Origin of the sequence: Methylomonas sp. LL1, from assembly GCF_015711015.1 — a bacterium.
Classification (GTDB): Bacteria; Pseudomonadota; Gammaproteobacteria; order Methylococcales; family Methylomonadaceae; genus Methylomonas.
This window is the reverse complement of the sequence record NZ_CP064653.1, coordinates 1317697-1342738: the sequence shown is the minus strand read 5'-3', so window position 1 is coordinate 1342738 and position 25042 is coordinate 1317697. Positions and strand designations below refer to the sequence as shown.

General features: G+C 54.4%; 23 protein-coding genes. 8 read left to right on the top strand and 15 right to left on the bottom strand.

What is annotated here, in order from left to right; all coding sequences use genetic code 11:
- Window position 1: 1 nt before the first annotated feature.
- From IVG45_RS06545 to IVG45_RS06515, 7 genes are all read right to left on the bottom strand, one after another.
- The gene (locus IVG45_RS06545; protein WP_196437059.1) at window positions 2-1297 is read right to left on the bottom strand and encodes an aminoglycoside phosphotransferase family protein; all 1296 of its coding nucleotides are present in this window, start codon (window positions 1295-1297) and stop codon (window positions 2-4) included.
- On the bottom strand, window positions 1294-1938 hold the full coding sequence (locus IVG45_RS06540) for a histidine phosphatase family protein (RefSeq protein WP_196437058.1): 645 nt from the start codon (window positions 1936-1938) through the stop codon (window positions 1294-1296). Before IVG45_RS06540 ends, IVG45_RS06545 begins: the two co-directional genes overlap by 4 nt.
- Window positions 1925-3259, bottom strand: a complete 1335-nt coding sequence (locus IVG45_RS06535; RefSeq protein WP_196437057.1) for an aminoglycoside phosphotransferase family protein — start codon at window positions 3257-3259, stop codon at window positions 1925-1927. Before IVG45_RS06535 ends, IVG45_RS06540 begins: the two co-directional genes overlap by 14 nt.
- Window positions 3256-5391, bottom strand: a complete 2136-nt coding sequence (locus tag IVG45_RS06530; RefSeq protein ID WP_196437056.1) for an alginate lyase family protein — start codon at window positions 5389-5391, stop codon at window positions 3256-3258. The genes IVG45_RS06535 and IVG45_RS06530 overlap by 4 nt, the downstream gene beginning before the upstream one ends.
- A 3-nt stretch (window positions 5392-5394) precedes the next feature.
- Window positions 5395-7404 (bottom strand): alginate lyase family protein, encoded by a 2010-nt coding sequence (locus IVG45_RS06525; protein WP_196437055.1) that lies wholly within the window; start codon window positions 7402-7404, stop codon window positions 5395-5397.
- Window positions 7379-8734, bottom strand: coding sequence for a glycosyltransferase (locus IVG45_RS06520; protein ID WP_196437054.1), 1356 nt, complete (start codon window positions 8732-8734; stop codon window positions 7379-7381). The genes IVG45_RS06525 and IVG45_RS06520 overlap by 26 nt, the downstream gene beginning before the upstream one ends.
- A gap of 66 nt (window positions 8735-8800) precedes the next feature.
- Entirely contained in the window at window positions 8801-10057 is a 1257-nt protein-coding gene (locus tag IVG45_RS06515; RefSeq protein WP_196437053.1) for a glycosyltransferase family protein, read from the bottom strand.
- A gap of 645 nt (window positions 10058-10702) precedes the next feature.
- Between IVG45_RS06515 and IVG45_RS22880 the strand changes: the two genes are divergently transcribed.
- Entirely contained in the window at window positions 10703-11776 is a 1074-nt protein-coding gene (locus tag IVG45_RS22880) for a methyl-accepting chemotaxis protein (protein ID WP_330165383.1), read from the top strand.
- A gap of 9 nt (window positions 11777-11785) precedes the next feature.
- On the top strand, window positions 11786-12154 hold the full coding sequence (locus IVG45_RS06505; protein WP_196437052.1) for a response regulator: 369 nt from the start codon (window positions 11786-11788) through the stop codon (window positions 12152-12154).
- Window positions 12155-12474: 320 nt separating this feature from the next.
- Here IVG45_RS06505 and IVG45_RS06500 read toward each other — a convergent pair whose 3' ends face one another.
- From IVG45_RS06500 to IVG45_RS06490, 3 genes are all read right to left on the bottom strand, one after another.
- On the bottom strand, window positions 12475-13326 hold the full coding sequence (locus tag IVG45_RS06500) for a VPLPA-CTERM sorting domain-containing protein (protein WP_196437051.1): 852 nt from the start codon (window positions 13324-13326) through the stop codon (window positions 12475-12477).
- Between the two features lie 576 nt (window positions 13327-13902).
- Complete coding sequence (locus tag IVG45_RS06495) at window positions 13903-14751, bottom strand: IS3 family transposase (protein ID WP_230874777.1); 849 nt, start codon at window positions 14749-14751, stop codon at window positions 13903-13905.
- Between the two features lie 17 nt (window positions 14752-14768).
- Window positions 14769-15083 carry a transposase gene (locus IVG45_RS06490; RefSeq protein WP_196437050.1) on the bottom strand — a complete coding sequence of 105 codons (315 nt, stop codon included), beginning with the start codon at window positions 15081-15083 and terminating at the stop codon, window positions 14769-14771.
- Between the two features lie 52 nt (window positions 15084-15135).
- Between IVG45_RS06490 and IVG45_RS06485 the strand changes: the two genes are divergently transcribed.
- Genes IVG45_RS06485 through IVG45_RS06470 form a run of 4 tightly spaced genes read left to right on the top strand, consistent with a single transcriptional unit; the run spans window position 15136 to window position 17314 of the window.
- Entirely contained in the window at window positions 15136-15345 is a 210-nt protein-coding gene (locus tag IVG45_RS06485) for a hypothetical protein (RefSeq protein ID WP_196437049.1), read from the top strand.
- Window positions 15342-15926, top strand: a complete 585-nt coding sequence (locus IVG45_RS06480) for a hypothetical protein (RefSeq protein WP_196437048.1) — start codon at window positions 15342-15344, stop codon at window positions 15924-15926. The genes IVG45_RS06485 and IVG45_RS06480 overlap by 4 nt, the downstream gene beginning before the upstream one ends.
- Complete coding sequence (locus IVG45_RS06475; protein WP_330165382.1) at window positions 15919-16791, top strand: CheR family methyltransferase; 873 nt, start codon at window positions 15919-15921, stop codon at window positions 16789-16791. Before IVG45_RS06480 ends, IVG45_RS06475 begins: the two co-directional genes overlap by 8 nt.
- Window positions 16784-17314: a chemotaxis protein CheD gene (locus IVG45_RS06470; RefSeq protein WP_196437047.1), complete on the top strand. Its 531-nt coding sequence runs from the start codon at window positions 16784-16786 to the stop codon at window positions 17312-17314. The genes IVG45_RS06475 and IVG45_RS06470 overlap by 8 nt, the downstream gene beginning before the upstream one ends.
- A gap of 34 nt (window positions 17315-17348) precedes the next feature.
- On the opposite strand, the gene IVG45_RS06465 is transcribed toward IVG45_RS06470, so the two are convergent.
- From IVG45_RS06465 to IVG45_RS06445, 5 genes are read right to left on the bottom strand one after another with little or no spacing between them, the layout of a single operon-like run.
- Window positions 17349-19343 carry a putative bifunctional diguanylate cyclase/phosphodiesterase gene (locus IVG45_RS06465; protein WP_196437046.1) on the bottom strand — a complete coding sequence of 665 codons (1995 nt, stop codon included), beginning with the start codon at window positions 19341-19343 and terminating at the stop codon, window positions 17349-17351.
- Window positions 19344-19346: 3 nt separating this feature from the next.
- Window positions 19347-19637 carry a circadian clock KaiB family protein gene (locus IVG45_RS06460; RefSeq protein WP_196437045.1) on the bottom strand — a complete coding sequence of 97 codons (291 nt, stop codon included), beginning with the start codon at window positions 19635-19637 and terminating at the stop codon, window positions 19347-19349.
- A complete protein-coding gene (locus IVG45_RS06455; protein WP_196437044.1) occupies window positions 19634-20143 on the bottom strand; it encodes a response regulator in 510 nt (169 codons plus the stop codon). The genes IVG45_RS06460 and IVG45_RS06455 overlap by 4 nt, the downstream gene beginning before the upstream one ends.
- Window positions 20140-20520, bottom strand: a complete 381-nt coding sequence (locus tag IVG45_RS06450; RefSeq protein WP_196437043.1) for a response regulator — start codon at window positions 20518-20520, stop codon at window positions 20140-20142. The genes IVG45_RS06455 and IVG45_RS06450 overlap by 4 nt, the downstream gene beginning before the upstream one ends.
- A 4-nt stretch (window positions 20521-20524) precedes the next feature.
- Window positions 20525-22843, bottom strand: a complete 2319-nt coding sequence (locus IVG45_RS06445) for a PAS domain-containing sensor histidine kinase (RefSeq protein ID WP_196437042.1) — start codon at window positions 22841-22843, stop codon at window positions 20525-20527.
- A gap of 537 nt (window positions 22844-23380) precedes the next feature.
- Between IVG45_RS06445 and IVG45_RS06440 the strand changes: the two genes are divergently transcribed.
- Both IVG45_RS06440 and IVG45_RS06435 read left to right on the top strand, forming a co-directional pair.
- Window positions 23381-24598 carry a hypothetical protein gene (locus IVG45_RS06440; protein WP_196437041.1) on the top strand — a complete coding sequence of 406 codons (1218 nt, stop codon included), beginning with the start codon at window positions 23381-23383 and terminating at the stop codon, window positions 24596-24598.
- A gap of 2 nt (window positions 24599-24600) precedes the next feature.
- On the top strand, window positions 24601-25038 hold the full coding sequence (locus IVG45_RS06435) for a hypothetical protein (protein WP_196437040.1): 438 nt from the start codon (window positions 24601-24603) through the stop codon (window positions 25036-25038).
- The last annotated feature ends 4 nt before the right edge of the window (window positions 25039-25042 follow it).

Genomic DNA, 25042 nt, shown 5'->3' with positions numbered 1-25042 from the left:
TTCAGCCGGCCAGCGGCCAAGGCCGCAGTGCCAAGTCGATAAGTTTGGCAACACGTTGCGGCGCGGCCGATTTTTGCTGGATGAAGGTTCGGTAAGCGCGAGTCAACAATTGTCCGCGCAGATGCCAGGCAAAACGTTGCGGATCGGTTTGACCGTGGCTGGCAGCCGAGTAGGCCTTGAACAGTTGCCGAACGAGTTGATCTACGGCGGCAATGGCATAGGCGTAGTTGTATAAATCCGCCGCGAAGTTAGCTAAATCCTGCAACGGATCGCCCAGCGCCAATTCGTCATAATCGACGAGAGCTAAACTGCCGTCTGGCAAAACCAGCAGTTGATCGATGTGAAAATCGCCGTGGATCAAGCCGAGTGTTTCAAACTCTGGGCGATTTTGTTGCAATTGGATTAGCAACGCTGCCAATGCCGGCTGGATGGCGGGATAGGCGTGGCTCAACTTATCGGCTTTCTTGCGCCACTCCTGCAATTGTTGCTGCAAGGTCACGACCGGGAGAACCGGTGGTATTAGGTGATGGAAAGCAGCAAGTGCATTGGCCAACGCCGGAATTTTCTGTGAAACACCGACAGCGAAGTCCAGCTCCGCTAGTGCTTGACCCTGCAAGCCTTCCAACCACAATGTGTGGCGTTCGGCGTCGTAACCCAAGGCACGCGGCATGATAAAAGCAGCGTATGTTTGAGACTGTATTTGCAGCGCGCGCAGGTGCTCGTAAACAGCCAGACCGCGTTCATCGGCGTAGGTTTTACCGTAAACCACGCGCGCAGATACAACGCCGCTTCGAGCGAACCGGTAGCGCGCTGTACAACGAATCTCCGGCCGATAATTGACGATCTCAATCGCCGACAATTTCTGCCGGCCTATAGCCGGAACCAAAGTCGCAGCCTGCTCACTATCCATGAGTTCCGCCAGCCAGGGCATAGCCGGATCGTTCGGAAAGCGCCAGCCAACCATGCCCAGTTCGGCCAGATGAATCGCTTTTTCACCGCTGGCTTGGGCTTCAACAAAGGCCTGATGGCTGCGCCCGTCTAAATAGGCGCGGGCGTAGAGTATGCGTTGTTCGGCGGCAGATGAGGGCGATTGCCGGCCTTGCAAGTGGTAAACCAGCGATAAAAAAGAGCGCTCGCGGTTTTCGGCAAGGCGATAGGTTTTGTAGCGCGGATGTTGAATCTCGCAGCCCGTTACCTGCCAGTCGCCGGCCAGACATTCGGGCAAATGCCGTTGCAGGGTTGCAGCCATCCGCTCGGCATCGAGTAAGGGCGCAAATTGAGCCAGTGGATTGCTCATGTGCGCAGCCCTGGGTAATGTCGGCCGTGGTGTTCGCCGCCCAGCCGAATCGTCATCACTTGCGGCTTGCCATGCCAATCGATGGCGTATAGGTATTTGTTTTTGACGTTAATCTCGGCCTCGCCGGCAAAGTCGTTAGTCAGCAGCCGGGCCAATATCACTTCGTTGGTATTGCGATGGCCGACGATCAGAATCGCACTGCTGCTATCGGCCAAGATTTGCTCCACGCTGCTTAGCACCCGGTTCGTGAAAGCCGAATAAATTTCGGCGCCTGGCACCATGAAACCGTGTTTATCATGCGCCCGCGCCGCCCATAGCCGGCAGGCCTCGGGATCGCGCTCATCGATATGTCTACCTTCCAGAATACCCAAGCCAATTTCACGCAAACCATCCAGCGCTTGAATCCGCAGGCCGTGAATTGCAGCGGCGGGGCTGGCCGTCTGTATGGCCCGCGTCAGGCTGCTGCAATAAATCGCACTCAAAGTTTCATGCTTCAGCACATCGCCCAAGGCCTGGGCCTGTTCCAGGCCTTGGGCCGAAAGCTGGGTGTCGGCCTGACCGGAAATGCGTTGTTGAAGGTTCAACTCGCTTTGGCCGTGTCTGGCTAAATAAATACGTAAGGGGCGATCAAATGAGCGCATCGCCGGCTCCGGTTGGCTGTCTACTGAGCGCCAGGTAGCTTTCGCTGAGCGTCAGATAACTTTGGATATGCGCGATACGCAAGTCATCCATTTGCCGCAGGCTGCGGCGAGTGACTTCGTGAATCAGCGCGGCGGCCACCTGCCAATGCAAGGCAGGCAATGAAACGGCATGGACGCTATGGGCCATGTAAGAGCCGACTAACTGCTTGACCAGCGGATGCACTTGCTCGACTGAATCGCCTTCCCGCAAGCCGTGCAGATAAAAGTTGGCGATCAGACTGGCCAAATCGGCCAGCGGGTCGCCCAGGCAGACGCAATCCAGGTCGATCAAGCCCAACTTGTCGCCGTCGACTAAAAAATTGTTCAGCTTTAGGTCGTGGTGTAGTGTCGCCAGGGCTGGCTTTGGAAGATTAAGCTCGTCCGCCAACAACCCTGCAACCCTACTTTCGATGGGTTCCGCCAGTTCCGGCCGGGTTTGTTCGGCGAGTCTAACGGTGGCCAGCAGGCCTTCGGTGACATCGCTTTGACTGAAACGTTGTACGGTATCGATTTTGCAGGCATGAAACGCCGCCGCGCAGTGGCCGATGCGTTCGGCCAAGGCCAAGCCCTTGGCTGTTTGCAAATCGGCCCAGCACAATGTCCTGCCGGGGACATGCGATTGCCACAGCGTGCGGGTTTGAGCGTCGTAGGCCAGGGCCTTGGCGCCCCAGCTAAATTGGCTGCTCAGTTGCCGCATCACTTTGAACACGTCGCGGCCGCTATCGTCGGCGTAATTTTTGGCATACAACAATCGAGTCTGATCGGACCCAGCCAACGACACCCGATAGCGGATCATGCAGGATTGCTCCGGCAGATAATGCAGCACTTCGGATTCGACAGCCAGGACCCTATCATCCCCGGTTAAATCCGGCGCGCCAATCCGGCTTTTGACGGATTCCGCATCCAACAGGGCCGGCAAATTAATTAGCTTGCGATCGTAAGGAAACGCCCAAATCAGCATAGCCGGCTCGTGCAAAAACATCAATGCGCCCGCCGCCAGATCGGGCCGTTTGCTACGTGCCAATTCACATTCCCGGCTGGCCGCGCCAGGCGGGCATAGACGGCCGGTCACGTAGCGCGATTGGAGAACTTTGTTCGATTGGGCTTTAAGCCGATAACCAATCACCAGACTTTTACCGGGTTTATGACGTTTTTCGCTGATGCAACATTCAACATGACCAGTTTTAATGCCAGGCATGCCCAGCACCCAGCCCAGCAACGGCCCCATCACGGCCGGATTCAGCGCGTCGGCCATTTGCGGGAAGCGTGGGTCGCGGTTCATGCCGGCACACTTCCGTCGATAGCGTCGATTTGTAGCTGGCCCTGGGCGTAATTCAGGCAAACCGGTTTGCCAATGCTGTCCAGCAGTTTGCGTCCGCCAATTTCCAGCCATTCCGCAGCATAAGCCCGAACGCTGAGGATGCCGCCTTCGGCATCCCGGCGGATGAACAAGACTTGTGCCTGGCAGATGACATCGGCAAAGTGGTATTCCGTTAAACCGGGCTGATGGGCGACGAAAAAGCAATCGTGATAAGTTGTAGTTTCTGATTGAATGAGGATACTTAGCGCTAAAGCCTGGGTAGCGGGCACCGATTGGCCAAGACTGGTTACTGAAATCCCCTCCACATGCAAAGCCGGAGCAATGTTTTTATAGGGATACAGAACGGTTTGAAACCAGCCGCTACCCTTGCATTGCTGGCTAAAGCTTAATACAGGCGCGGGGTGCTTGACGCCGTACTCCGGCGACACCCAACCTGGCTCCAAACTCGTCGCAACCTCGGCACGCCTCGCTTGCGCGATCAACAGATCGGGCGCCTGAATGCCGTGGCCTTGTTCGGCTTCCAGCCATTCGATTTGGCCTTGTGCTTCCGGTGCCAAATGGAAAAACTGCTCGTAACGATGCGCGTCGGAGGCAAGCAACAGATCGCTGATAATCCAATATTCGGCTTCGGCAAAGAAAATGCTGCGCTGATGCTGCACCTCGTATTGCGGACTCAGGGCACAGCCATGCACGAAGTCAAAGCCTTGGTTCGATTCAAAGCTTAATACCGCTGCCCGTGGTTGTGGGCCGACCGGCTCATGGCATCGGTAGGCCATCTGATCCTTACCGTCGACCATGATGGTGTTGTGCGCGGCCGTGCCTTTGAAGGCATGCCGCCAGTTGACGCCGTCGCTGTCATGTTCGTGATAGGTGTAACGGCCTGGATCGACGATCAGCGAACGACCATAGGCGGCCATTTCGAAACTCAAGAGGTCGTAATGGCCGTGACTGCCAAAGCCCAAGTCGCTGCAATCGAAAAACAGATAGCGGCCATCGGCATAAGGCCGCTCCGCCCAGTCGCTACGCAGAATGCAGTAGCCGCTGTCGGCAAATAACCGTGAGCGTTGCGTCGATGGCTTGCCCTGTGCGCCTTGGCTGACTACATAACTCAGCGCGTCGCCGGGATAGTAGCGTTGGGCTTTGCGTAGCAAGGACAGATAACTGTTGATGTCGCCATCGTTGATAGCCGGCAGCCAGCCGTCGGGCTTGTGGGCGTAAATTGAAAATTCCAGTGCCTTGCGAATGACGGTATCGAACGCCTCGGGCAGCGCCAGTCCGTTCAAATCCGCCAACTCGCGGACCCGCAGGAAGTTTTTCAAGACGGTGTGGTGATAGTCGGTGGACAGCTCATTTTGCACACCGTCGGCCAGAAAATCATGGCGTAAATTGTCCAGCAATTCGCGTTGGGCAAACGCCAGCAAGCTGGCCGAGGCACTGAGCTCGGGAAACAAAACCGCCACCGTGAAAATTGCGGATAATTCGATAGTGCGGTGATTGCCTTCCGGCGTTAAATTGTTGCTGAGGAACAGGGCTTGCGACTGGATGGAGCTCAACAACGTCAGCAAAAAATCGGCGGTTATCTTAAAACAATGCCGACCCGGTACGAAGTAATGGTAAGCCAATAACCATTGCTGCAAGCGGCGGCCGGTGACTTGGCTGTTCACGAAACCGTCAGGCACCTGCTCAATCCACGAACCGACCAAGGCCACCCATTTATCGGCATAACCCTCGTCGCCGCTGTAATCGTAAGCTAATGCCAGATCGCGGGAATAATAAAACTTGTGCAGCATTATCAGCCATTCCAGATCAGGACTGGGGTTATGCAGCCAATTAAACTCGTCACCCAAGCGATGGGTTTCGTTATTTAGGGTAAATTCGTTGTTCAGAATCGGCTGCGCGCTAGCAACATGTTTGGCTTTGCCAGGCTTTAGCGGGAAATAGTTGGTAACGGCACGCAGGCGAAAATGCGTCAACAGCTCGGCGGGCGTCATTGCCGCGAAGCGCGGCTCCAGGAATACGGGCATTGAACTTGCCAACGGGTTTTGCGTGCCGAGAAACGCCGGTGTAGCGGTGCTGGGATAGCTAGGTTTCATGACTTATCCACGCTGTGCCGCCGCCGACTCGGCATGCCAGGCCAAGACTCGCCCCCGACCATCCTGGCGACGGAATAAAAACGCGCTATCGGTTTGCAGGTCTGCAAATTTGTAAGTCAGACCGGCGCGGTTCGCCAGGAATAGCTCGTCGTAGTATTCGCCTTGGGCTTGTTGGCTGTGAATCCGCACGGCACTGGCGATAGTGCTGCCGACCGCTTGACCATTTTGGCTTACCGGCAATTGTTCCAGCGTAAGCCGCGGCGGGGTCGATTGATACGGAAACAGCACGGTCAGAAAACAATAATTGGCGGCATGCGCGGAAAAATTGACGACCGGCGCCGGGTATTTGCAACCGTAGCTGGGTGAAACAAAGCCCGGCTCCAGTGCCAATTTAGTATTTGGTTGCGGCGCTTGCAGGATAACCAGATTCGGCGAGTCGACCCGTAATCCGGCTGAATTGACGTGCGTTGTGGTGCACTGCTCTGCCAACGCATCCAGATGGAAGCGCAATTCGTAATCGTGGTTTTGCTCGGCGCGTAGCAAATCGCAGATCAGCCAATATTCGCAGGCGACAAACAGAATTTTGCGCTCGTGAATCACCGGGTATTCATGGCTGGCGGCAATGCCGTGCAGATAATCGAAACCCGGCCGGTGTAGCGCGCATTTAAATTCACGCGTCGGTTCCGGTCCTAGGATCTTGTATTTGCGAATATGCGGCGCATACAGCGTCTGGTTCTTGCCGTCGATTTGCACGGTATTGTGATAGCCGGTGCCGCGAAACAATACCCGCCAGTTGGTGTCGCCGGATTCATCGTAGGTATAGCGGCCTGGATCGACAATCAACGACCGGCCGTAAGCCGCCATCTCGATATTCAGTAAGTCCAGATGACCATGATTGCCGGCACCGAGGGGCGCGCAGTCAAAAAACAAGTAGCGCTCGCCTTGATAAGCATCGCCTTGATCACCCCAACCACTGCGCAAGATGCTGTAGCCGCTGGCCTCGAAAGTTTTCGAACGCTCCGCTGGGGCTTGGCCTTGTTGACCGGCCGTGGCGACATATAGCATCGCCTGATCTTGATACAGTTCGTGGCCTTGCCGCAGCAAATCCAGGAAATTGGCGCTGTCGCCGTCGCTGATCGCCGGGATAAAGCCGTCGGGTTTATGCGCATGGAGGCAAAAGCTCAGGGCTTTTTTGATGGCCTCGTCCATATCGGCTGGCAGCGCGATGTTGTTCATCATCGCCAAGCGGCGAATGCCCAGGAAATTGCGCAACACGATATGGTGGTAATCGGTCGAAAGTTCGCAATGCACGCCGTCGGCCAAAAAGTCGGTTTGCAGATTGCGTTGCAATTCGCGAATCGAAAAACTCAGCCATTCATCAGCACCGCGCAATTCCGGAAATACCACCGCAGCCAGAAAAATCGCGTAAAGCTCCAGGGTACGGTGATTGCGCGCTGGCGTCAGGTTGTCGCACAAATAGGCGACCTGCTGTTGCAGCGAGGCCAGAAAGTCCAGATGAAATTCCGCATCGATGGCTAATTCGGCGGCCTCCGAGACAAAATAGAGGTAGGCAAAAATCCAGTTTTGTACGCGGCGGCCAGTGACGTCGCTAGACAGAAAATCGACCGGCACGTTGTCGATCCAACTGCGGGTGAGCGCTTGCCATTTGTCGCGGTAGCGGGTGTCGCCGGTTTGCTGGAATCGTCTGCCCAAACCGACTGCGTAATAAAACTTGTGCAGCAGAATCAGCCATTCGACATCGGCACTGGGATTAGTCAGCCAATCGAATGCATCATCAAGCTGGTAAGGCTGGTGATTGAATTCGAAACGGTTGCGCAAAATACCGTCCAGTTTTTCCGGGGTATTTTGCTCTTCGTCGATCACCGAAAAATAGCGAATCTGCCGACGACCTTGAAAATACGCCAGCAGAACCGCCGGCGTCATGTCGCAATAGGGCGCGGCCAGCGCCAGCAAACGCGGATCGGACTTAAGAGTGTTCAGCACAGCAGACATGAGCTTCCACCGCTTGGCCTTCCAGGCAGGAGTCGAACAGTTTTTTCAAGGCTACGGTTGTGTGGCGGGAATTGAAATCCCGGCAGACGGTTTGCCGCGCGGCTTGGCCCAAGCGTTCGCGCAAGGCTTGATCTTTCAGCAAGCTTTCGATCGCATCGGCCATCGCTTCGGCATTCTTTTCCTGCACCAGCAGGCCGTTGACATGATCCTGGATCAATTCCGGAATCCCGGAAATGTCGGTCGAGATGACCGGCATTTCCATCGCCATCGCTTCGACCAAGACATTGGGAATGCCGTCGCGGTCGCCGTTATCGACCACCAGACAGGGTAAGGCAAATACATCGCCTTGCTGATAAATGCCGCGCAGTTCTTCCTGGGTTACCGCGCCGGGCAGGCTGACGATGTCTTGCAAATCCAAGTCGGCGATCAGTTGCTTGATGATTTGGGCGTATTTATCCGCGCCGCCGACGATGCGGCAGTTAAATCGAACGCCGCGATCGCGCAGAATTGCGCAGGCTCTGACCAAATAATCAAAGCCTTTTTTCTCGACCAATCGGCCGACCGACAGCACGGTCGAAATATGATCGGCCTCATTTTGTTCGCGCGGTGCCGGCACAAACAAATCGGTATCCAGGCCGTGATAAATCCGGTGCACGGCAATATCGCTACCCTTGCAGGAATCCAAATGTTCCTGATTGGCGCCGGTGCAGGTAACGGCGAATTTTGCCCGGCGCATTTTGATCTGCAGCAAGTCGCCTGGATTCAGTTCGCGCAAATAAATATCCTTGGCATGGGCGGTAAAGCTGAACGGCAGGCCGCTGATGCGGCTGACGAACATCGCAACGGTGGTTGCGCCGTGGCAGAAATGCGAGTGTAGATGCTTGATGGCCGGATTCTGCAACACCGATTCGGCGATATAACCAGCTTGCAGAAATTCCTTGATGAATACCGTGCGCGGCCACTCCCGCCAGCCATTTCGATATTTAAGGCTCATGCCCAAACATTCCAGCAAGGCGGCGAGGTAGGCTGCCGGGCGTTGAAGGAACACTCGGCCGTGGCTTGGCGTGAATTTCGGCAGGTTATTGATGAGCCAGGCTAAAAAGCTGTGTCCGGTCAGATCGCTGGCCTGCGGTAAATAACTCACCGGCGCGCGGATGGCGTCGACAACGGCGTGATGTTTTTGGCCCTCGAGCTGCTTGATCGAAAAAATCGACAGTTGCAGGCCCAGGACTTCCAGCAAGTGGATTTCGTTACTGATAAAGGTTTCCGAGGTGCGCGGAAAGCCTTTGAGTATATAGGCGACTTGCGCCGAGTGGTCATGATTTTGCATTGTAAAATCCAAAAATTGTCCGGGCGGCCCCACACCGGCCGAAGGATTATTCAAACGATGAAAAAGTTAATCGGCCGCGACACTACGATTCGAAGTTCTGATCGGTGCCGGTAATTTTGTGTCGCAGTCATAAAGCAATTCGCTGATCGATTCACTGATACGTGGCAGCCCCCCCATGTCGATTTGATACAGGCGGCTGTGATGGACGTTGGTGCGGCCCAACTCTTCACGGACCGTGTCCATCAATAATTTAGGCGTCAGATTGTTTGGATGGATTGCGCGAACCAAGCCTTGTAGCGCCAGACGTTCCGCACGTATCCATTGCTCTTGGGAAGGTTTGACGCGAGGTACCAATATCGCGCGCTTACGCAAGGTCAATAATTCGCAGGTAGAGTTGTAACCGCCCATGCTGACCACCAAATCCGCTGCTTCCATACAGGCCATCATGTCGGTGTTAAACTCTTGAACCACCACGTTACGGCAACTGCGAGCCAAAACTTCGATTTGGTGGCGGCGGCTTTCCGACATTTCCGGGCCGCAAATCATCAGGGTTATGCTGTTGTCGCCCAGATCCTGCCGACTCAAACCTTCCAGATAACTGTGCAGCAATTGATAGCCGTCTTCACCACCGCCTGCGGTGACCAGCACCAGACGCTCCTTGGCGCAGCCGATTTGCTGACGAATTTCGCCACTACGTTTGTCGCTACGTTCGCGAGCGATATAACCGCAGAAGCGGACCTTGTCGTGGCTGGCTTTCGGAAATTCGTATTCCTTGCACAAGTCGTAAATTTCCGGTGAGCCGACTACCAGTATCTTGTCATAGTGCCATTGGATGGCGTCGTGATATCCGTTTTTTTTCCACACCGGTATCGTGCTTTCCGGACTGTCGAGAATGTCGCGCAAAAGCAAGACTAGTTTGGCACGGTGACTACGCCGTTGCATAAGATGAAGGGCAGCGCCCAATTCATCGCTGACGCCATAAGGTTTTTTGTCGACCAAAATCAAATCCGGATCGAAATCCAGCACCGCGCTGAGAATGATGTTGCTGCGTAATTTGACCAATTGTTCGTATTCCATATCCAGAAACTTCACCGAATAGTCACCTTTGACACCGCGAGATAAGCAAGGCAATTTGATGTAATCGATACGGTCAGGGATGCGGAAGGCGTGCAGCATCGGCGAACCGGAGAGGATCAATACGGATACATTCTGATTGGCATCCACCAGGGATTTTGCAATTGCCAACATCCGTCGAATGTTGCCGAGGCCGAAGGTGTCGTGTGAGTACACGATGATTCTTTTGGGCTCGTTTAAAAATGTCATTGGCCAGCTTCCTTGTATTAAAGTCATTCAGTGGCCGGGTAGAAATAGCTTCATGGTAAGAAAATCTGTCGCCCGGTTCGGTTTAGGCACATCGGTAAATAATTTTTACTCATTGCGTTTATTCCGAACCATCAAGGGAAGGTTCATTAAAATACTAAATTTCATCAAACTTTAATTTTTTAGGTTATTTGCCGTTTGAACTGGGATAGCAGTCTTTGTGTGAGGCAGTATCTTTAGAATGGATATTGGACAGTGTTCAAAAGGAAGTTGTAAGCCTTGTGACCAATATCCCAAGGGTATCAACGTCACCGATGATGAGATGCACGCGCTTAAACTGGGTCGGGATACTTTCCATGGTGACAGTAAAATCTGCAAACCCCATGCTATCAAGTCAACCAGATGAGGTGAAGCCAAGATAGATCACATGCGAGGGGTGGATAACACGCTATCGATAGCCCTCGTTGTAGTCCTTTCCCGACAATCCATCAGGCATCGCGTGTAGGTCGATTCTCTATCGAATTCGGCCTTCGCCGATTGTGGCCGCCGGCCTGATCGTTCAAATTAAACACTCCCATCAACCCGGCCGTTTTGGCCAAACCGAGCGCGCTAGTTGACAACACAACTGGCTTGATCGAAGAGAGTTTAATGGACATTTATGCACTGCAAATGGTATCGACGGCCTTGGTATTCGGCGGATTGGGCTGGTGGCTGGGGGCGAGAAACCGACCGGCGGCGGCCATGGAACCGCAAACGCAAGCGATCGATCAAGCACGATTCTCGATAGAGCGTTATTTGACCGGATTTCACGACTTTGGCCGGCGGATAATTCCGGTCTGGTCGGCCCAAGTCGAATCCAGCAGATTACAGTCGGAAACGGCGGTTTCCGGCCTGACGCAACGCTTTCTCGGTATCGTCGCCAATCTCGACCGCTTGTTGCAAGAGTCGCGCGCGGTTCTGTCCAAGGCTGACGGATCGGCGTTCGAGACCAGCCGCATAAGACTGGACGAGGTGGTTGTTAGCCTGGATCAGGCATTGCAAGACAAGCAACATATGCTGGAAGAAATACGCGGCCTGGTCGGCTTTATCTCCGAAATGAAAAGCATGGCCGGGGAAGTCGCCCGGATTGCCGATCAAACCAATTTGCTGGCACTGAACGCGGCCATCGAAGCGGCGCGCGCGGGCGAATCGGGTCGCGGGTTTGCGGTAGTAGCCGACGAAGTCAGGAAACTCTCCACTATTTCCGGCGCGACCGGCCATCACATCACCGCTAAAGTCGAGCAAGTCAGCCAAGCGATTACCGCGGCATTCGCAGTGGCGGAAAAGAATGCCCTGAGCGATGCGTCGTCGGTTGTCGATTCGCATGACAAAATCCGGCGGGTGTTGAGCGATCTGGGCAAACTGTTTGACGATCTGAAACACAGTTCGGACCATCTTGGTATCGTGACCCAGGGCATTAAGGCCGAAGTGGACCATTCCTTGATGCAATTACAGTTTCAGGATCGTATTAGCCAGACCTTATCGCATGTCCGCGACAGCATAAATCAGTTTCCCAACTATCTGGATCGCTGCCGCGGCGGCGGGCCGGATATGCTGATAGCACTCGATACCGATGCCATGCTGGCCGAACTGCAAGGCAGTTACACGATGGGCGAAGAGCATGATACGCACGGCACCGGCCGGCCTACTCAGTTACGGGAAGCGGAAATTACCTTGTTTTAGGAGTTCACTATGTCAAAAACCGTTATGATCATAGACGATTCCGCCTCGGTGAGGCAGGTGGCCGCGATTGCATTGAAGGCCGCGGGTTACGGTGTAATAGAAGCCGTCGATGGAAAGGATGCTCTGGACAAGCTGGATAGGCAAAAAATTCATCTGATCATTTCCGACGTCAACATGCCCAACATGGATGGCATTACCTTTGTCAATGAGGCCAAAAAACTGGCCGCCTACAAATTTACTCCGATTATCATGCTGACCAACGATACAGGGGAATACGAAAAACAGGGCAATCAAGCCGTCGGCGCCAAGGTCTGGATCGTCAAGCCGTTTCAACCCGCGAAAATGCTGGCGGCGGTATCGAAACTGATTTTGCCTTGAATGTCTGTTCTCGGAATTCATGAAAAGTGTTTTATAAGACTTTCAATGTCTTACGTAAATTAATTTCCTTAGAAATCTGATGATTAACGGTAAAATCTTTAGCTAAATCAAAAAAGTCCGTCATGCATCGCAGGGATGCGGGCATCCAGTGCCATGGATGGCAAGCTTTGAGCTATCCATGTACTATTCCGGATTTCGGCAATCCCTGCGGAAACGATGACTTGCAAGACCTGCCTTTGAATTAACTGAAGCGGCTTGCTAATCAGAAGAGTCTCACAATTAGTGGCGCGAACGATGCGCTTCCTTATGTCGGCAGCATCCTATAGGCGCACGTTATCGCGTTGCTTTCTGCGACCAAAACCAAGTAAACCAATAAGTCCACTGCCTAACATCCAGATAGATGCAGGAATTGGAACAGGTGAGGCTTGAATGTTTAGTACATATCCATCATGAGGTCCGAAATTGCCTTTACCATCGTTTCCTCCTAAGGCAATGGTATAAATCTGGTTAGCTCTTGCGACAAATGAAATATCTCCATTTTCACTGTGAGTTAAATAATCGAGGCCTTGCGTGCCGCTTGGATTTGAATCAGTCTTGGTCGCCGTATAGTAGTACACATCGCCATTCTGGTCGTAGGCATAGCCCAAACCGCCATTCCATGCGGTATGACGATCGTAGGTTGCGCCAACATCCATACCGGTGAAGATGGTGATACCGAAATTAGAAAACTGATTGTTTACCGATGACGGGGTGATAGTGATTTTGCTGTCAACCGAAGATCGCAGCAACCCGTAATCGGTATTGTGCGCCCAGCCTTGTTTACCGTCAAACCATGCGCCCTTGGCGGTATCGATGTCGGCATCGAGGTTATACCTAGTCAGGGCATCGGCGGTGGATATTTCCACCGCGTCGGTGTCGCCGCCGATTTCTACGGCCCAATTCAAGCCCATGCTGCCGGAAAAACCGAAAGGCAAGGTCGTGCTTGTCGCTGTTCCCACCCAAGGTGCACGGATGCCATCTGCCGCCCCTTGTTTATTGGTGCCGACGCTGTGTAAACCTTGGCCAAAGGTGTTGTACATGGTAAACGATGTACTCGCCGCTGCCATGTTCGGAGCCATTGCCAACGCAGAGCCGGTAAGGATGATCGATATTGAATTGCGTGGTGTTGTCATTTTTTTCCTTTGATAATGAATTATTTTGAATGACACGGAATTAACCATAGGTGCTTTTGGAGGTGAAGCTTTAGCCTCGCATCTATGTTTTTGCTGTTCGTGAAAACTTGATGACCAAATGACAAACTATCCCCCTCCCGCCGTCGTTCGTATGCAGTCACGTCATTCTGTTGTGCCTCTTTTCAAAGCATGTTGTGCAAAACGGTTTTTCACACGGAGTGTTATACGCAGTTAATATGCCACTTTTAAAGATTTTTTGGCTAACACAGAATCTTACGTGACAAATCCTAGAGATAATGGATTTTGGTGAAGTAAATTACTGGTTTGTTGCTAATCCATAAAAAATGATTAGCAAAACAATGAGCTAAAGGTGTGTGAAATAACTTAATAGACTGGGGCATGTGCCAGATTATTTAATGAATGGGAGTGTTACAAAGTCGGTCTAAGGAAAACATTGTTAAAGGGAGCCTATAAAACTTCCGGAAGCTGTCCTAAAAGCTCCCTCTCCTAGCGGGAGAGGCAATTTTTGCGGTTCTCTGATGCCGCTGTAATGGTCAACAAAAACCGGACACCTGTTTAGGCAGCGTCTCTCGAAAATTCCCGCTCGAATTCGATCGGGGATTGATAACCCAATGTTGAGTGGGATCGACGGCCATTGTAAAAAGCTAAGTAGTCGATCACGCTCAGTTTCGCCGCCTCTTGGGTTTTGAATTTTTCGTAGTTGAGCTGTTCATGCTTCAAACTACGGAAAAAGCGTTCCGTCGGCGAATTATCCCAACAATTGCCTTTCCGGCTCATGCTCTGCTCCATGCGCATCACCGCCAGATGTTGCCGATATTCCCGACTGGCATACTGGCTGCCTCGATCCGAGTGATGTAGCAGACTAGGCGGCGGTTTGCGGCGCCAGAAGGCCATTTGTAATGCCTTGATACAGAGCGAGGTCCGCATATGGTCGTCAATGGCCCAGCCCACCACTTGGCGGGAGAACAGATCGATAACGACCGCGACATACAGCCAGCCCTGTAACGTCCAGACATAGGTAATATCCGTGGTCCAGACTTGGTTCGGCTGAGCGACCTTGAATTGGCGATCCAGCCGGTTGGGGGATATGGTCTCGCTGTGGTTGCTGTCCGTGGTCACTTTAAAGCGTTTGGGGTAGCGAACCTTCAGCTTTAAGTCTCGCATGATCCGCCGCGTTTTAAAGCGGCCGACGGCAAAACCTTGTTTCTGCAAGTGATTCGCTAAACGACGCGAACCAAAGCACTGCTTGTTGTCGGTAAAAATCTGCCTCACTTTTTCGGCAAGTTTTTGATCTTGGCGTTTGTTGTCGTCATCTTGCAGAGCCTTGAGCCATGCGTAGTAGGCACTGGTGCTCACCTGCATGACTCGACACAGCACGGTCGCTGGGTACGTCTTCTGTTGCACCTGAATAAACCCGTACTTTATTCGGCTTCTTTCGCAAAGAAGACGGCGGCCTTTTTTAATATCTCGCGCTCCATCCGCAGCTGTTCGTTTTCCTTGCGCAATCGGATCAATTCGTCATGATCCCCCAGGTTCAGGCAGGACTTTTTTACCGCCGATTCGTTGGCCGAAGGTTTGCGTTCCGCTCGTACCCAGCGTCCCAGGGCGCTTTGCGAGATACCCAAATGATCGGCAGCCTGCTGTTGGGTATAGCCTTTTTCCAGAACCAGTCTGGCGGCATCTTGTTTGAATTCCAGGCTGTATTTTGGTCGATTGTGTTTTTTGTCGTTACTCATGGTCACCTCTGCTAGCAGTATAAATTCTGCCTTTAGAAGTGTCCGGAGTTATTTGACCATTTCACGCTCCGACAATACTTGTTTGACCTGCCACTACGCCCAGGGTAGTCTTAACAGCGATAAACCGTGGGCCGGTTTCAGCCTTATGGACCGTCTGTTCAATGTCGAACGGCGGCATATAAGTTATTTGCTTCGCCGCGACAACAGCGACGGCGAATTGTGTCTTAACTGCTACATCGTCAATCAAGGTTCCATGTCATGAATAATGCAGCCAGCCAACGCCGCCGCGTTTTTATCAAAAAGGCTTTTCAAGCCCGTTTCATGGCCGGCGTGGTCGGCTTGATCCTATTGTCCAGTTTGAGTTCGGCGTTGCTGATTTACTGGATCACCGGCGGCGATTTGCTGGCCCAATCTCAATCGGCCCACGCCAGTATCGTCACAGCCTGGGAGCGCTTGGGACTGTCCATTTTGCTGGGTAACTTGGTCGCGGTGCTGGTGGCCGGCGCGGCCGGCGTAGCCAGTACCCTGTATGCCTCGCATAAGATCGCCGGCCCCTTGTACCGTTTCGAAACCTTGTGCCAAGAGGTCGGCGACGGCAATCTCGATCCGGTTACCCGCTTGCGCGAGGACGATCAGTTACAGGAACTGGCCGAAGCCTTCTCGTCCATGGTGACCAAACTGCGTGAACGGCGGGAGCGGCAAGCCGGACTGTTGGTTAGGCTCGATCAACATCTCGATGTTTTACGTAGCTGCGATAACCTGAATCCACAACAGCGCAAATCGCTGGAAGAGTTGAGCCAAGTGCTTGCCGAATTGAATGCGGATGGGCCGAACCATGCCTAACCCGCCCAATACGCACGCCGCCGATGAAGCCATGGCCCAGTTTCGGTCGTTCGGGGTGGCGGTGTTGCATAGGCATGAGTTTGTCTGGATCAAGGACTATCTATACCAACATGCCGGCATCGTGCTGAACGACAGCAAGCAGGCCTTGGTATCGGGCCGGTTGGACAAGCGTCTGCGTTTCCACGGTTTGACCAGTTACACCGAATATTTTAGTTTGCTGGGTAAGCCTGGATACGAACAGGAAACCGTGATGGCCATCGATTTGCTGACCACCAACGAAACCTATTTCTTTCGCGAACCCCAGCATTTTGAGTTTTTGCAAACGCATTTTTTTTCCGTGTCCCCTCCCGGCCGGCCGATGCGATTTTGGAGCGCGGCCAGTTCCAGCGGTGAAGAGGCTTACACGCTTGCAATGTTGGCCGCGGAACACTCCAGAACCGGACAATGGGAAATTCTCGGTACCGATCTGTCCACCCGCGTATTGGAAAAAGCCCGCAATGGCCTCTATCCGTTGAGCGCGGCCGACAAAATCCCGCTGCCGTTGTTGAAGAAGTATTGCTTGAAGGGCAGCGGCGAATACGACGGTTTTCTGCTGATCGACTCGGCATTGCGTAGCCGCGTCAAGTTCATGCAAGCCAATTTGATCGAAAGACTGCCCGACATCGGCAGCTTCGACGTCATTTTTTTGCGCAATGTGATGATTTATTTCGATATGCCCACCAAGCAGAGGCTGGTCGAACGTATCCAATATTACCTGAGGCCGGGCGGTTATTTTTTCATCAGCCATTCCGAGTCGCTGAACGGCATGAACAGTGATTTACAGATGATTATGCCGTCGATTTACCGTAAGCCCGGCAATGAGTAGTCATGCGCATCAGCCCGCGCAATTCGTTGATGTTTTTTTGCAGCCGGGCGAATTTTATTTCGGCGGCCGGGAAACCAGGATCAGAACCGTGCTGGGCTCCTGCGTGGCTATTACGATGTGGCATCCCCGCCTGCAAGTAGGCGGCATGTGTCATTATTTATTGGCCGAGAGCCGGGGCCGAGGCAAGGAGCATGGCCTCGATGGGCGTTATGCCGGCGATGCAATAAGCCTGTTCATGCGCGAGTTGGAAAAAAATGCCAGCCGCCCGGTTGATTACGAAGTCAAGCTGTTCGGCGGTGGCAACCAGTTTCCCGATCATGCCGGGAACAGCCGTATCAACGTATCCGATAACAATGTCGAGGTCGGGCGCAAACTGCTGAAGCAACACGGATTCACTCTCAAGGCCGAACATTCGGGTGGTATCGGGCCTCGCAACGTCATTTTCGATGTTTGGTGCGGGAATGTGTGGCTCAATCATGCCGCGGGTTCAGCCGAATATTGCCCACAAAAGCCGCTAGCTTGACAGGGCCACTGCTCTTTCGTTTACAACCGAGCGCTCATCGGGTTTTTTCAATTGCCGGCTGATGCCATGTTTGCAGTTGTTCCGCCTTCATGGGCTTGGCGATGCCGTAGCCTTGGCCGATTTCGCAGCCCATGCTCAACAAAGCCTCGCCCTGCTGTTCGGTTTCCACGCCTTCGGCGACGATCTGCCGATCGAACGCTCGGGCCAGCGCGATGATGCCTTGCACGATGGTTTTGTCGGCTTGTTGTTCCAGCATGTTCTTGACGAACGATTGATCGATTTTGAGGACATCGACCGGCAACCTGCTCAGATATGACAGGGACGAATAGCCGGTGCCGAAGTCGTCCAGCGCGAAGCGGACCCCGAACCGGCGGCATTGTTCGATGATGTTCTTGACCGTGGCAATGTCCGCCAACGCCGCCGTTTCCAAAACCTCGATCTGCAATCCGCCGAGCGGAATGTCGTATAGCGCCATTTGTTGGCGTAGATTATGGGCAAAGCCCGGCGATTCCAGATGGTAAGCGGAAATGTTGATGCTGATCTCGATTTCCAGACCGTTACGGCGCCAACTGTCGAACTGCGCTAACGTCGTCATGATCACCCAATTGCCGATCAGGATGTCCAGCTCGGTGTTTTCTATCGGCCTTAGAAACTCCAGTGGGGACAGCAGGCCGCGGGTAGGGTGTCGCCAGCGGATCAAGGCTTCCACGCCCAGCAACTGTTTGCTGCGCAAATGGACCTTGGGCTGGTAGTGCATTTCGAACTGATTGTGTTCCAGTGCCTGCCGGATGGATTTAAACAATTCGTTTTGGCTGCGGATGCGCAGATCCGCCAGCGGATCGTAGATGTAAAAACAGTTTTTACCCGACTGCTTGGCGATGTACATGGCTTGGTCGGCATGCCGTAGTAGCGTATCGGCATCGCCGTTGTCCCGTGGATAAATGCTGACGCCGATACTGGCACCCACCTTATAGGAACTACCCTTGAGGGTGATCGGTTGAGAGATCAAAGCCAGCAGCCGATCCAGGCTCGCCAGGCATTCATGATCCTTCTCCAGCCTCAGTAAAACCACGAATTCGTCGCCGCCCAGGCGGGCGACGGTATCGCCGCCGCGCAAGCTATGCTCGATCCGGCGGGCGACTTCGATCAGCACTTGATCGCCGGTTTCATGGCCCATGCTGTCGTTGATGGGTTTGAAACCGTCGAGGTCGAGGTAGCAAACCGCGATCTTGTGCCGATCGCGGCTGGCATGGGCGATAGCTTGCTTGATGCGGTCGGCCAACAATACCCGGTTCGGAATGCCGGTCAACGCATCGTAATGGGCCACATGGCGCAATTTGGCTTCATGTTCCTTCAGATAGCTGATGTCGGAAAAAATGGCGACATAACGTTGCGCATTGCCGCTGTCGTCTCTAATCGCCGAGATCGACAGCAACTCGGCATAGACCTCGCCGGACTTGCGCCGATTCCAGATTTCGCCGCGCCATGCGCCCTGATGATTCAAGGTTTTCCACATCTCGGCATAAAATTGTTTGTCCTGGCGGCCGGAGTTCAACAGGCTCGGATTTCGCCCCAACACTTCCAGCCGGCTATAACCCGTGATATGGCTAAACGCCGGATTGGCATCGACGATGATATTGTTGCTGTCGGTAATCAGGATGGCTTCCCGGCTGTTGTCGAACACACCGGCGGTAATGCGCAAATTTTCTTCCGCGCGTTTGCGCTCGGTGATGTCGGTCAGGGTGATGACATAGGCGGCCTGCTCCAACCATTGAATGGGCAAGGAACGCATTTGCGCCCAGATCATGTCGCCACGCCGAACCAGTTGCAGATCGGTGCCGCCGACACCATGCGCCGCCGGTAGGCCGCAGTTTTTACCGACCAGCTCCTTGCGACCCAGTAATTGATGCGCGGTGGCGTTGGCATACAGCACGTATCCTCGCTGATCAATGGCCAGTACGCCATCGGTGACCAGGTCGAGAATGGACTCGATCGGGAATAATTGTACGTTGGGGGCTAGACCTGTCATGGCTTAGTTTGGGTTGATCCGAGTGATGACGCTCAGCATTTGCGGAATCATGTTCAGCCCGTTCAGCACCTTAACCACCGGTTTGGGCGACTCCCTGACCAAGGTCGGGGTCGCGAAAATATCGTTGTTTACGGCCTTTTCCGGCTTATCCATCACTTCCACCAAATTCAATACCCAGCTATCACCGTTGAAACAGTCGCTCAATGCGGCGCGTAAATTTTCGATTTGCTGTCGAGTGGTTTCGTCAATGGACGCCACGTACAGCGTCAAAATGAATTTAGGGCTGGCGGTCATGCATGGACTCCTAAGGCCGCGCGGGTTACTCGGCGGATTTGATCGGTGGATAAGGGTTTTGACGCGAGTTGGAACTCCAGTTTTTCCGCGCGGGCCTGTTGCAAGGGAGCCGCATACTCATGGGCAAAAGTGGTGATGATGCAGGCCGGCGGCGGCGATTCGTAACGGGCCAGCAGGCGGCGCAAGGTTTCCAGGCCGTCGAGGCCCGGCATTTTTAGATCGACGAAGACCATGTCGGGACGGAAACGGGCGGCGGCCGCGATGCCGGCTTCACCGTCCGCCACGCACTCGACCTGATAGCCGGCCGACGACAGCGCCAACTCGAACGCATCGCGCACGCTGGCTTCGTCGTCGATCACCAATACATGCTTGGCTCTGCTCAGCTTCCAGCTATCGTCCTCGAAGCACTCGCCGAGCAGGTTATGCAGAGTTTTGATGCGTTGTTCGGTGTTGTCGTCGACGCTGGATACGTAAAGCGTCAGCACGAATTTCGGCGTATCGTTCATGCCGGCTCACCGATCACCGTGCGGGTTATCTGGCGAATTTGCTCGGTAGTCAGCGGCTTCGCGGCGAGTTGAAAAGCCAGTTTCAGCTCGCGGGCCTGTTGTAACGGCGCCACGAATTCGCGGGCAAAGGCGGTGACGATGTATACCGGCGGCGGGGTGTCGTGCAGTACCGCTAGATGCTTCAAGGTTTCCACCCCATCCATGCCCGGCATCCTCAGATCCAGAAAGATCAGGTCGGGACGGCGAAGGGTAGCCGCCTCGATGCCGGCCGGGCCGTCCGCCGCGCCGCCGACATCGTAGCCGAGCACTGTCAGCGCCAGTTCGAATGCATCCCGCACGCCGGGTTCGTCGTCGATCACCAAAATATACTTGGACATAGCCTTATCCTTCAGTTTTGCTGTTAAGCGTGGGCAGGCGCAAAATAAAACAGGCGCCGGCCGGGCCGGGCCGATATTCCAGACTACCGTTGACTTCCTCGGCCATTTGCCGCGAAACCGCCAACCCTAGCCCGGTGCCGCTGCCCGGATCCTTGGTGGTAAAAAAAGGGTCGAAGATTCGCGAAATGATGGCGTCCGCAACCCCCGGGCCGTTGTCGCAAACGGCGATTTCCAGCATGCTATCGCTCAGGCCGGTACTGATTGTCACTTCGCGCGGTGGCGGTATACCGGCAAGACTGTCGCGCGCGTTCAGAAGCAGGTTGAGCAGCACCTGTTGCAAACTGTCGTCATTGATGGCGGCCGGCGGCGGCCGCGAGGCCGTGTCCATGCTTAGCGTCACGCCGCATTCCTTGTATTCCGCCGCAATCAGCGAGGCCAGGCTGTCCAGCACCGCAATTACGTCGGCTTCCTGTTTGCTCGGATCGGTCTGGCGGCCGAATACCAGCATGCCGCGGACGATACGCGCTATGCGCTCGACTTCCTTGAGTGCCTTGCCCAGCATTTCGCGCGGCTTGCCGTCGTCCATGCTTTCGTAGGCAAAGTTGATATAGCCGCCGATACCCATTAACGGGTTGTTGACTTCGTGCGCCACGCCGCCGACCAGCGTCCCCATCGCCGCCAGCTTTTCCTGCCGGATCAACATCGCTTGCGATTGCTGTAAGGCGGCATAGGCATCTTGTAGCTTTTGTTCGGCCAGTTTGCGGCCGGTGATGTCGTGGCCGATGCCGATTACGCCGATGGTTCGGCCCTGGGCGTCGAATAACGGAGTTTTAGTGGTTTCCAATAATTCGCGGTGGCCGTCGCGGGCGAAGGTAATCCATTCTTCATTGACCGTCGACCGGCCTTCCACGATTGCCAGGCGGTCGTAATGGCGGAAGGCGTCGGCCAGTTCCGGAGTGACGAAGTCGAAATCGGTCTTGCCGGTGATGTCGGTTTCGGCCGCGCCGAAAAAATCCTCGAAACGCGTATTGCAAAACAAGTACACCCCCTCGCGGTCCTTCAGCCAGATCAGATCCGGAATCGCCCGGATCAGGGTTTTCAGCAAATTTTGGCTTTCTTGTAGGGCTAGATCGGCTTGTTTGCGTTCGGTGATGTCCAGGCTGAAGGAAAAACAATATTCTTCACCGCCGACGGCCAGGTAATTAGTGGTCAGCTCCACCGGAAACGTACTACCGTCCTTGCGCCGGTGCCTCGACTCGAAGCTGCGCATGCCGTGTTGCTTCAGCTTGGCCCAAGCCCCGGGCCAGGACGCGGCGCAAAACTCGGCGTCGAAATCCCATAGCAGCAGGCCGATCAGTTGCCGGCGCTGATAGCCGAGGGCGCGGCAGGCGTAGTCGTTGGCGTCGATGACCTCGCCGTGCCGATTAATCCAGAAATAGGCGCATTGGCTGTTGTTAATAGCCGTATGCGCCAACTGCAGTTGGTGCAGTGCGTTGGCGTGTTCGTAGTTATCCCAGTTGGTACCTATCATGCGTAGCGGGGTGCCGTTGTCGTCACGGACGACCGTGGCATGGCCCTTGATATAGCGGACTTCGCCATTCGGCCAGATCACGCGAAATTCGGGGGCGTAATCCTTGATGCCGGCGACGGCGTCTTGCAGCGCGGCCTCGGTGGAGGATTTGTCGTCCGGGTGCAGGCGGGTGGACCAAGCGTCGTAGGCGCCGGAAAACGCCTCCCGCTTGGCGCCGTACAGCGCGAACATGGTGTCGTCCCAGATCAGTTCCTGGGTTTGCAGGTTATAGTCCCAAATGCCGACTTTGCCCGAGGCAACCGCCAGTTTCAGCCGTTGTTCGCTGGCTTGCAGGGCGGCCTGGGTTTTCTTCAGCTCGGCGATCATGGCTACCAATTCGCGGCTTTTGTGTTGCACTTCGGCTTCGAGCTGGGCCGGACCGCGCAATTGCAGCGCGTTTGGAATTACCCAATAGGTCGCTATTGCCGCCCCCACCGATACCACGGCGGTGATGGCCTTGACCGCGCCATCCAGCCAATATAACGGAATCCAAATGGTAATGGCCGACAGCAGATGGGTGGTGCCGCATGCCACGATGAACAGCCCGAACATGGTAAACAACCAGGGGTAGGGCAGGTCCTTGCGGTTTTTGATGAAATAAATCAGCGTCAGTGGGATAGAATAATAGGCCAACACGATCAGCGCATCCGACAGGACGTGCAGCCATAACAGTCCAGGACTCCAGCTTAGGCAAACGCCGTGCGGGATGAAGCCATTGGCTCCCAGGGAATCGATCAAGGGCTGTATGGTCAAGGTATGTTCTATGGACTACATGTTGAGTTATCCGGTGCCGGGCGGATAAACATCCAGCTCCAGCCACTCGCGCGTCTCGAGTTTGAAGCATGCGGCAGGCGTGCGCAATCAGGGATCACTGAGTTTTTGTAGGGTATTTCCTACATTTTGCCGGCCGGCAGAATAGGGATGGAAAGTTTGCGGCATTCTTAGCCGATTGCGACATTGGCGGTTTTAGCCGCTTGCCGGATCATGCAAGCATCGCTGATCCTCGTTTTAACTCATTGATTTCAGGAATGCGACCGTGTTGTTGTAGTCCTTTCCCTACCTTGGCGGCATTTATTTCTTGTAAGGCGTTTCCCCCGGAAATTCGGCATTAGCCGATTGCCCAAACAGCTAATATCGTTAACATTGGACCCTGCATATCAAGGTCGCGGCGCATGGATTGACGTAACAGACAAATAAACAGCCCGTGAGGGTCAAGGTAGTGGGTAAGTAAGAACGATGGTTAACGGGGGCCTAATGCCAATCGATTTTTCACCCACGCGGTTTCGGCGAATGGGAATTGCCGCCGTGTTGCTGCTGCGGGGATTAATTGCTTACGCGGAAACCGATAGTGGCGATACGCCCAATTATGCGTTGCGCGGCTTCGGCACCCTAGGCGGGGTATATCACAACGACGACGGGGTGATATACCGCCGCGACATCTCACAAGACGGCGGCGCCAAGGCGAATCGGATTTCGTTGGCGCAGGATTCCATGTTCGGCGCCCAACTCACTCTTTATCCCTCCGAACAGTTCGAATTGTCGGCACAGGCGGTCAGCCGCCTGACCACCGAGAACAATTTCGAGCCGGTACTGACCTGGGGCTATCTGAAATTCAAACCCACCGAAGATAGCGCATTACGTTTCGGACGCCTGGGTGTCGAAACCTATCTGCAAGGCGACTCGGCCGAAATCGGTTATGCCAATCTGCTGATCCGGCAACCGGTTATCTTCTATCCGCGCACTTTCGATGGCATGGATGCGGAAATCACCCAGCCGTTGGGCAGCGGCACGATACGCTTGAAAGGCATGGCCGGTTGGACCCAGGGCGAGTTGATCGGGTTCGGCGAACCTTACGATACCGGCGGTTCCCAATTGCTCGGCTTCGGTCTGGAATATGCGCTGGACGGCTGGACCGGGCGTTTCTCGATGGGCCGTCTGAGGCTGTACGACGAAGTCAACGAGTTAAAGCCGGGTAGCGCGACGCGGGCCGCGCTTGATAGTCTGCCCAATGCCGAATCCGTCATCGCCGCCACCACGATGAAAAATCGCCAGGTAGACTATCATTCGTTGGCGCTGGCCTACGACTCTGGACCGATACAAGCCGTGGCCAGTTATAGCATTTTGTCGTCGCCCGGCTGGTCGGATCGCCACTTGTTTTACGCCAATATGGGCTATCACCTGGGCAAGGTAACACCCTACATTTCTTATTCCAGCCAACGCTCTTCCAGGGATTTTGTCTCAAGCGGGATTCCCGACGGCATCGGCTACGATGCGCTGAACCGGACCGTGGCATCGGCCCAGGCCGGTACCATGATCAATCAGACCGGCATGGCAATCGGGGCGCGTTACGATTTTATCGACAACATGGCGCTCAAGCTTCAAGTCGACCATATTCGTTATCGGGACCCGGAAAGCTTGATCGATAATGCGTTGTCGGCCGAGGCGGCTGAAAGCCGAACCTGGCACTCGCTGACCGTGTTCTCCCTGGCCCTGGATTTCGTGTTTTGACCATGGCCAAGCCCGCCACTATCCGCCGTATCGCCTTGCTGATTATTCTGATGGCGCTTGCCGAGTCGGCGCCGGCCGAATTGGTGGTGATCGTCAACGCCGGCCGTGAAATCGAAAGTATTTCCAAGCAAGAAGTCGTCAATATCTTTATGGGGCGCTACCGTAAATTGGCGGACGGCGGCTCGGTGCAGCCGATCGATGTCAAGGGTGACTCGCCGGAGCGGCGCGACTTTTATCAAAAACTGCTGGACAAGAGTCTGGCCGAAATCAATGCCTATTGGGCCAGGCTGGTGTTCTCCGGCCGTACCTCGCCGCCCGTGTCTCTGGATAGCCAGGACGATGTGCTGGATAAGATAGCCCGCGACCAGACCGTCATCGGTTATGTCGACAGCGCGCACCTGGATGGTCGGGTGAAAGTCGTTTACAGACTGGCGAATTAAGGGC

Coding starts and splice junctions, on each gene's coding strand:
- IVG45_RS06545 (WP_196437059.1), bottom strand. CDS start 1,297: ATGAGCAATCCACTGGCTCAATTTGCGCCCTTACTCGATGCCGAGCGG.
- IVG45_RS06540 (WP_196437058.1), bottom strand. CDS start 1,938: ATGCGCTCATTTGATCGCCCCTTACGTATTTATTTAGCCAGACACGGC.
- IVG45_RS06535 (WP_196437057.1), bottom strand. CDS start 3,259: ATGAACCGCGACCCACGCTTCCCGCAAATGGCCGACGCGCTGAATCCG.
- IVG45_RS06530 (WP_196437056.1), bottom strand. CDS start 5,391: ATGAAACCTAGCTATCCCAGCACCGCTACACCGGCGTTTCTCGGCACG.
- IVG45_RS06525 (WP_196437055.1), bottom strand. CDS start 7,404: ATGTCTGCTGTGCTGAACACTCTTAAGTCCGATCCGCGTTTGCTGGCG.
- IVG45_RS06520 (WP_196437054.1), bottom strand. CDS start 8,734: ATGCAAAATCATGACCACTCGGCGCAAGTCGCCTATATACTCAAAGGC.
- IVG45_RS06515 (WP_196437053.1), bottom strand. CDS start 10,057: ATGACATTTTTAAACGAGCCCAAAAGAATCATCGTGTACTCACACGAC.
- IVG45_RS22880 (WP_330165383.1), top strand. CDS start 10,703: ATGGACATTTATGCACTGCAAATGGTATCGACGGCCTTGGTATTCGGC.
- IVG45_RS06505 (WP_196437052.1), top strand. CDS start 11,786: ATGTCAAAAACCGTTATGATCATAGACGATTCCGCCTCGGTGAGGCAG.
- IVG45_RS06500 (WP_196437051.1), bottom strand. CDS start 13,326: ATGACAACACCACGCAATTCAATATCGATCATCCTTACCGGCTCTGCG.
- IVG45_RS06490 (WP_196437050.1), bottom strand. CDS start 15,083: ATGAGTAACGACAAAAAACACAATCGACCAAAATACAGCCTGGAATTC.
- IVG45_RS06480 (WP_196437048.1), top strand. CDS start 15,342: ATGAATAATGCAGCCAGCCAACGCCGCCGCGTTTTTATCAAAAAGGCT.
- IVG45_RS06475 (WP_330165382.1), top strand. CDS start 15,919: ATGCCTAACCCGCCCAATACGCACGCCGCCGATGAAGCCATGGCCCAG.
- IVG45_RS06470 (WP_196437047.1), top strand. CDS start 16,784: ATGAGTAGTCATGCGCATCAGCCCGCGCAATTCGTTGATGTTTTTTTG.
- IVG45_RS06465 (WP_196437046.1), bottom strand. CDS start 19,343: ATGACAGGTCTAGCCCCCAACGTACAATTATTCCCGATCGAGTCCATT.
- IVG45_RS06460 (WP_196437045.1), bottom strand. CDS start 19,637: ATGACCGCCAGCCCTAAATTCATTTTGACGCTGTACGTGGCGTCCATT.
- IVG45_RS06455 (WP_196437044.1), bottom strand. CDS start 20,143: ATGAACGATACGCCGAAATTCGTGCTGACGCTTTACGTATCCAGCGTC.
- IVG45_RS06450 (WP_196437043.1), bottom strand. CDS start 20,520: ATGTCCAAGTATATTTTGGTGATCGACGACGAACCCGGCGTGCGGGAT.
- IVG45_RS06440 (WP_196437041.1), top strand. CDS start 23,381: ATGGGAATTGCCGCCGTGTTGCTGCTGCGGGGATTAATTGCTTACGCG.
- IVG45_RS06435 (WP_196437040.1), top strand. CDS start 24,601: ATGGCCAAGCCCGCCACTATCCGCCGTATCGCCTTGCTGATTATTCTG.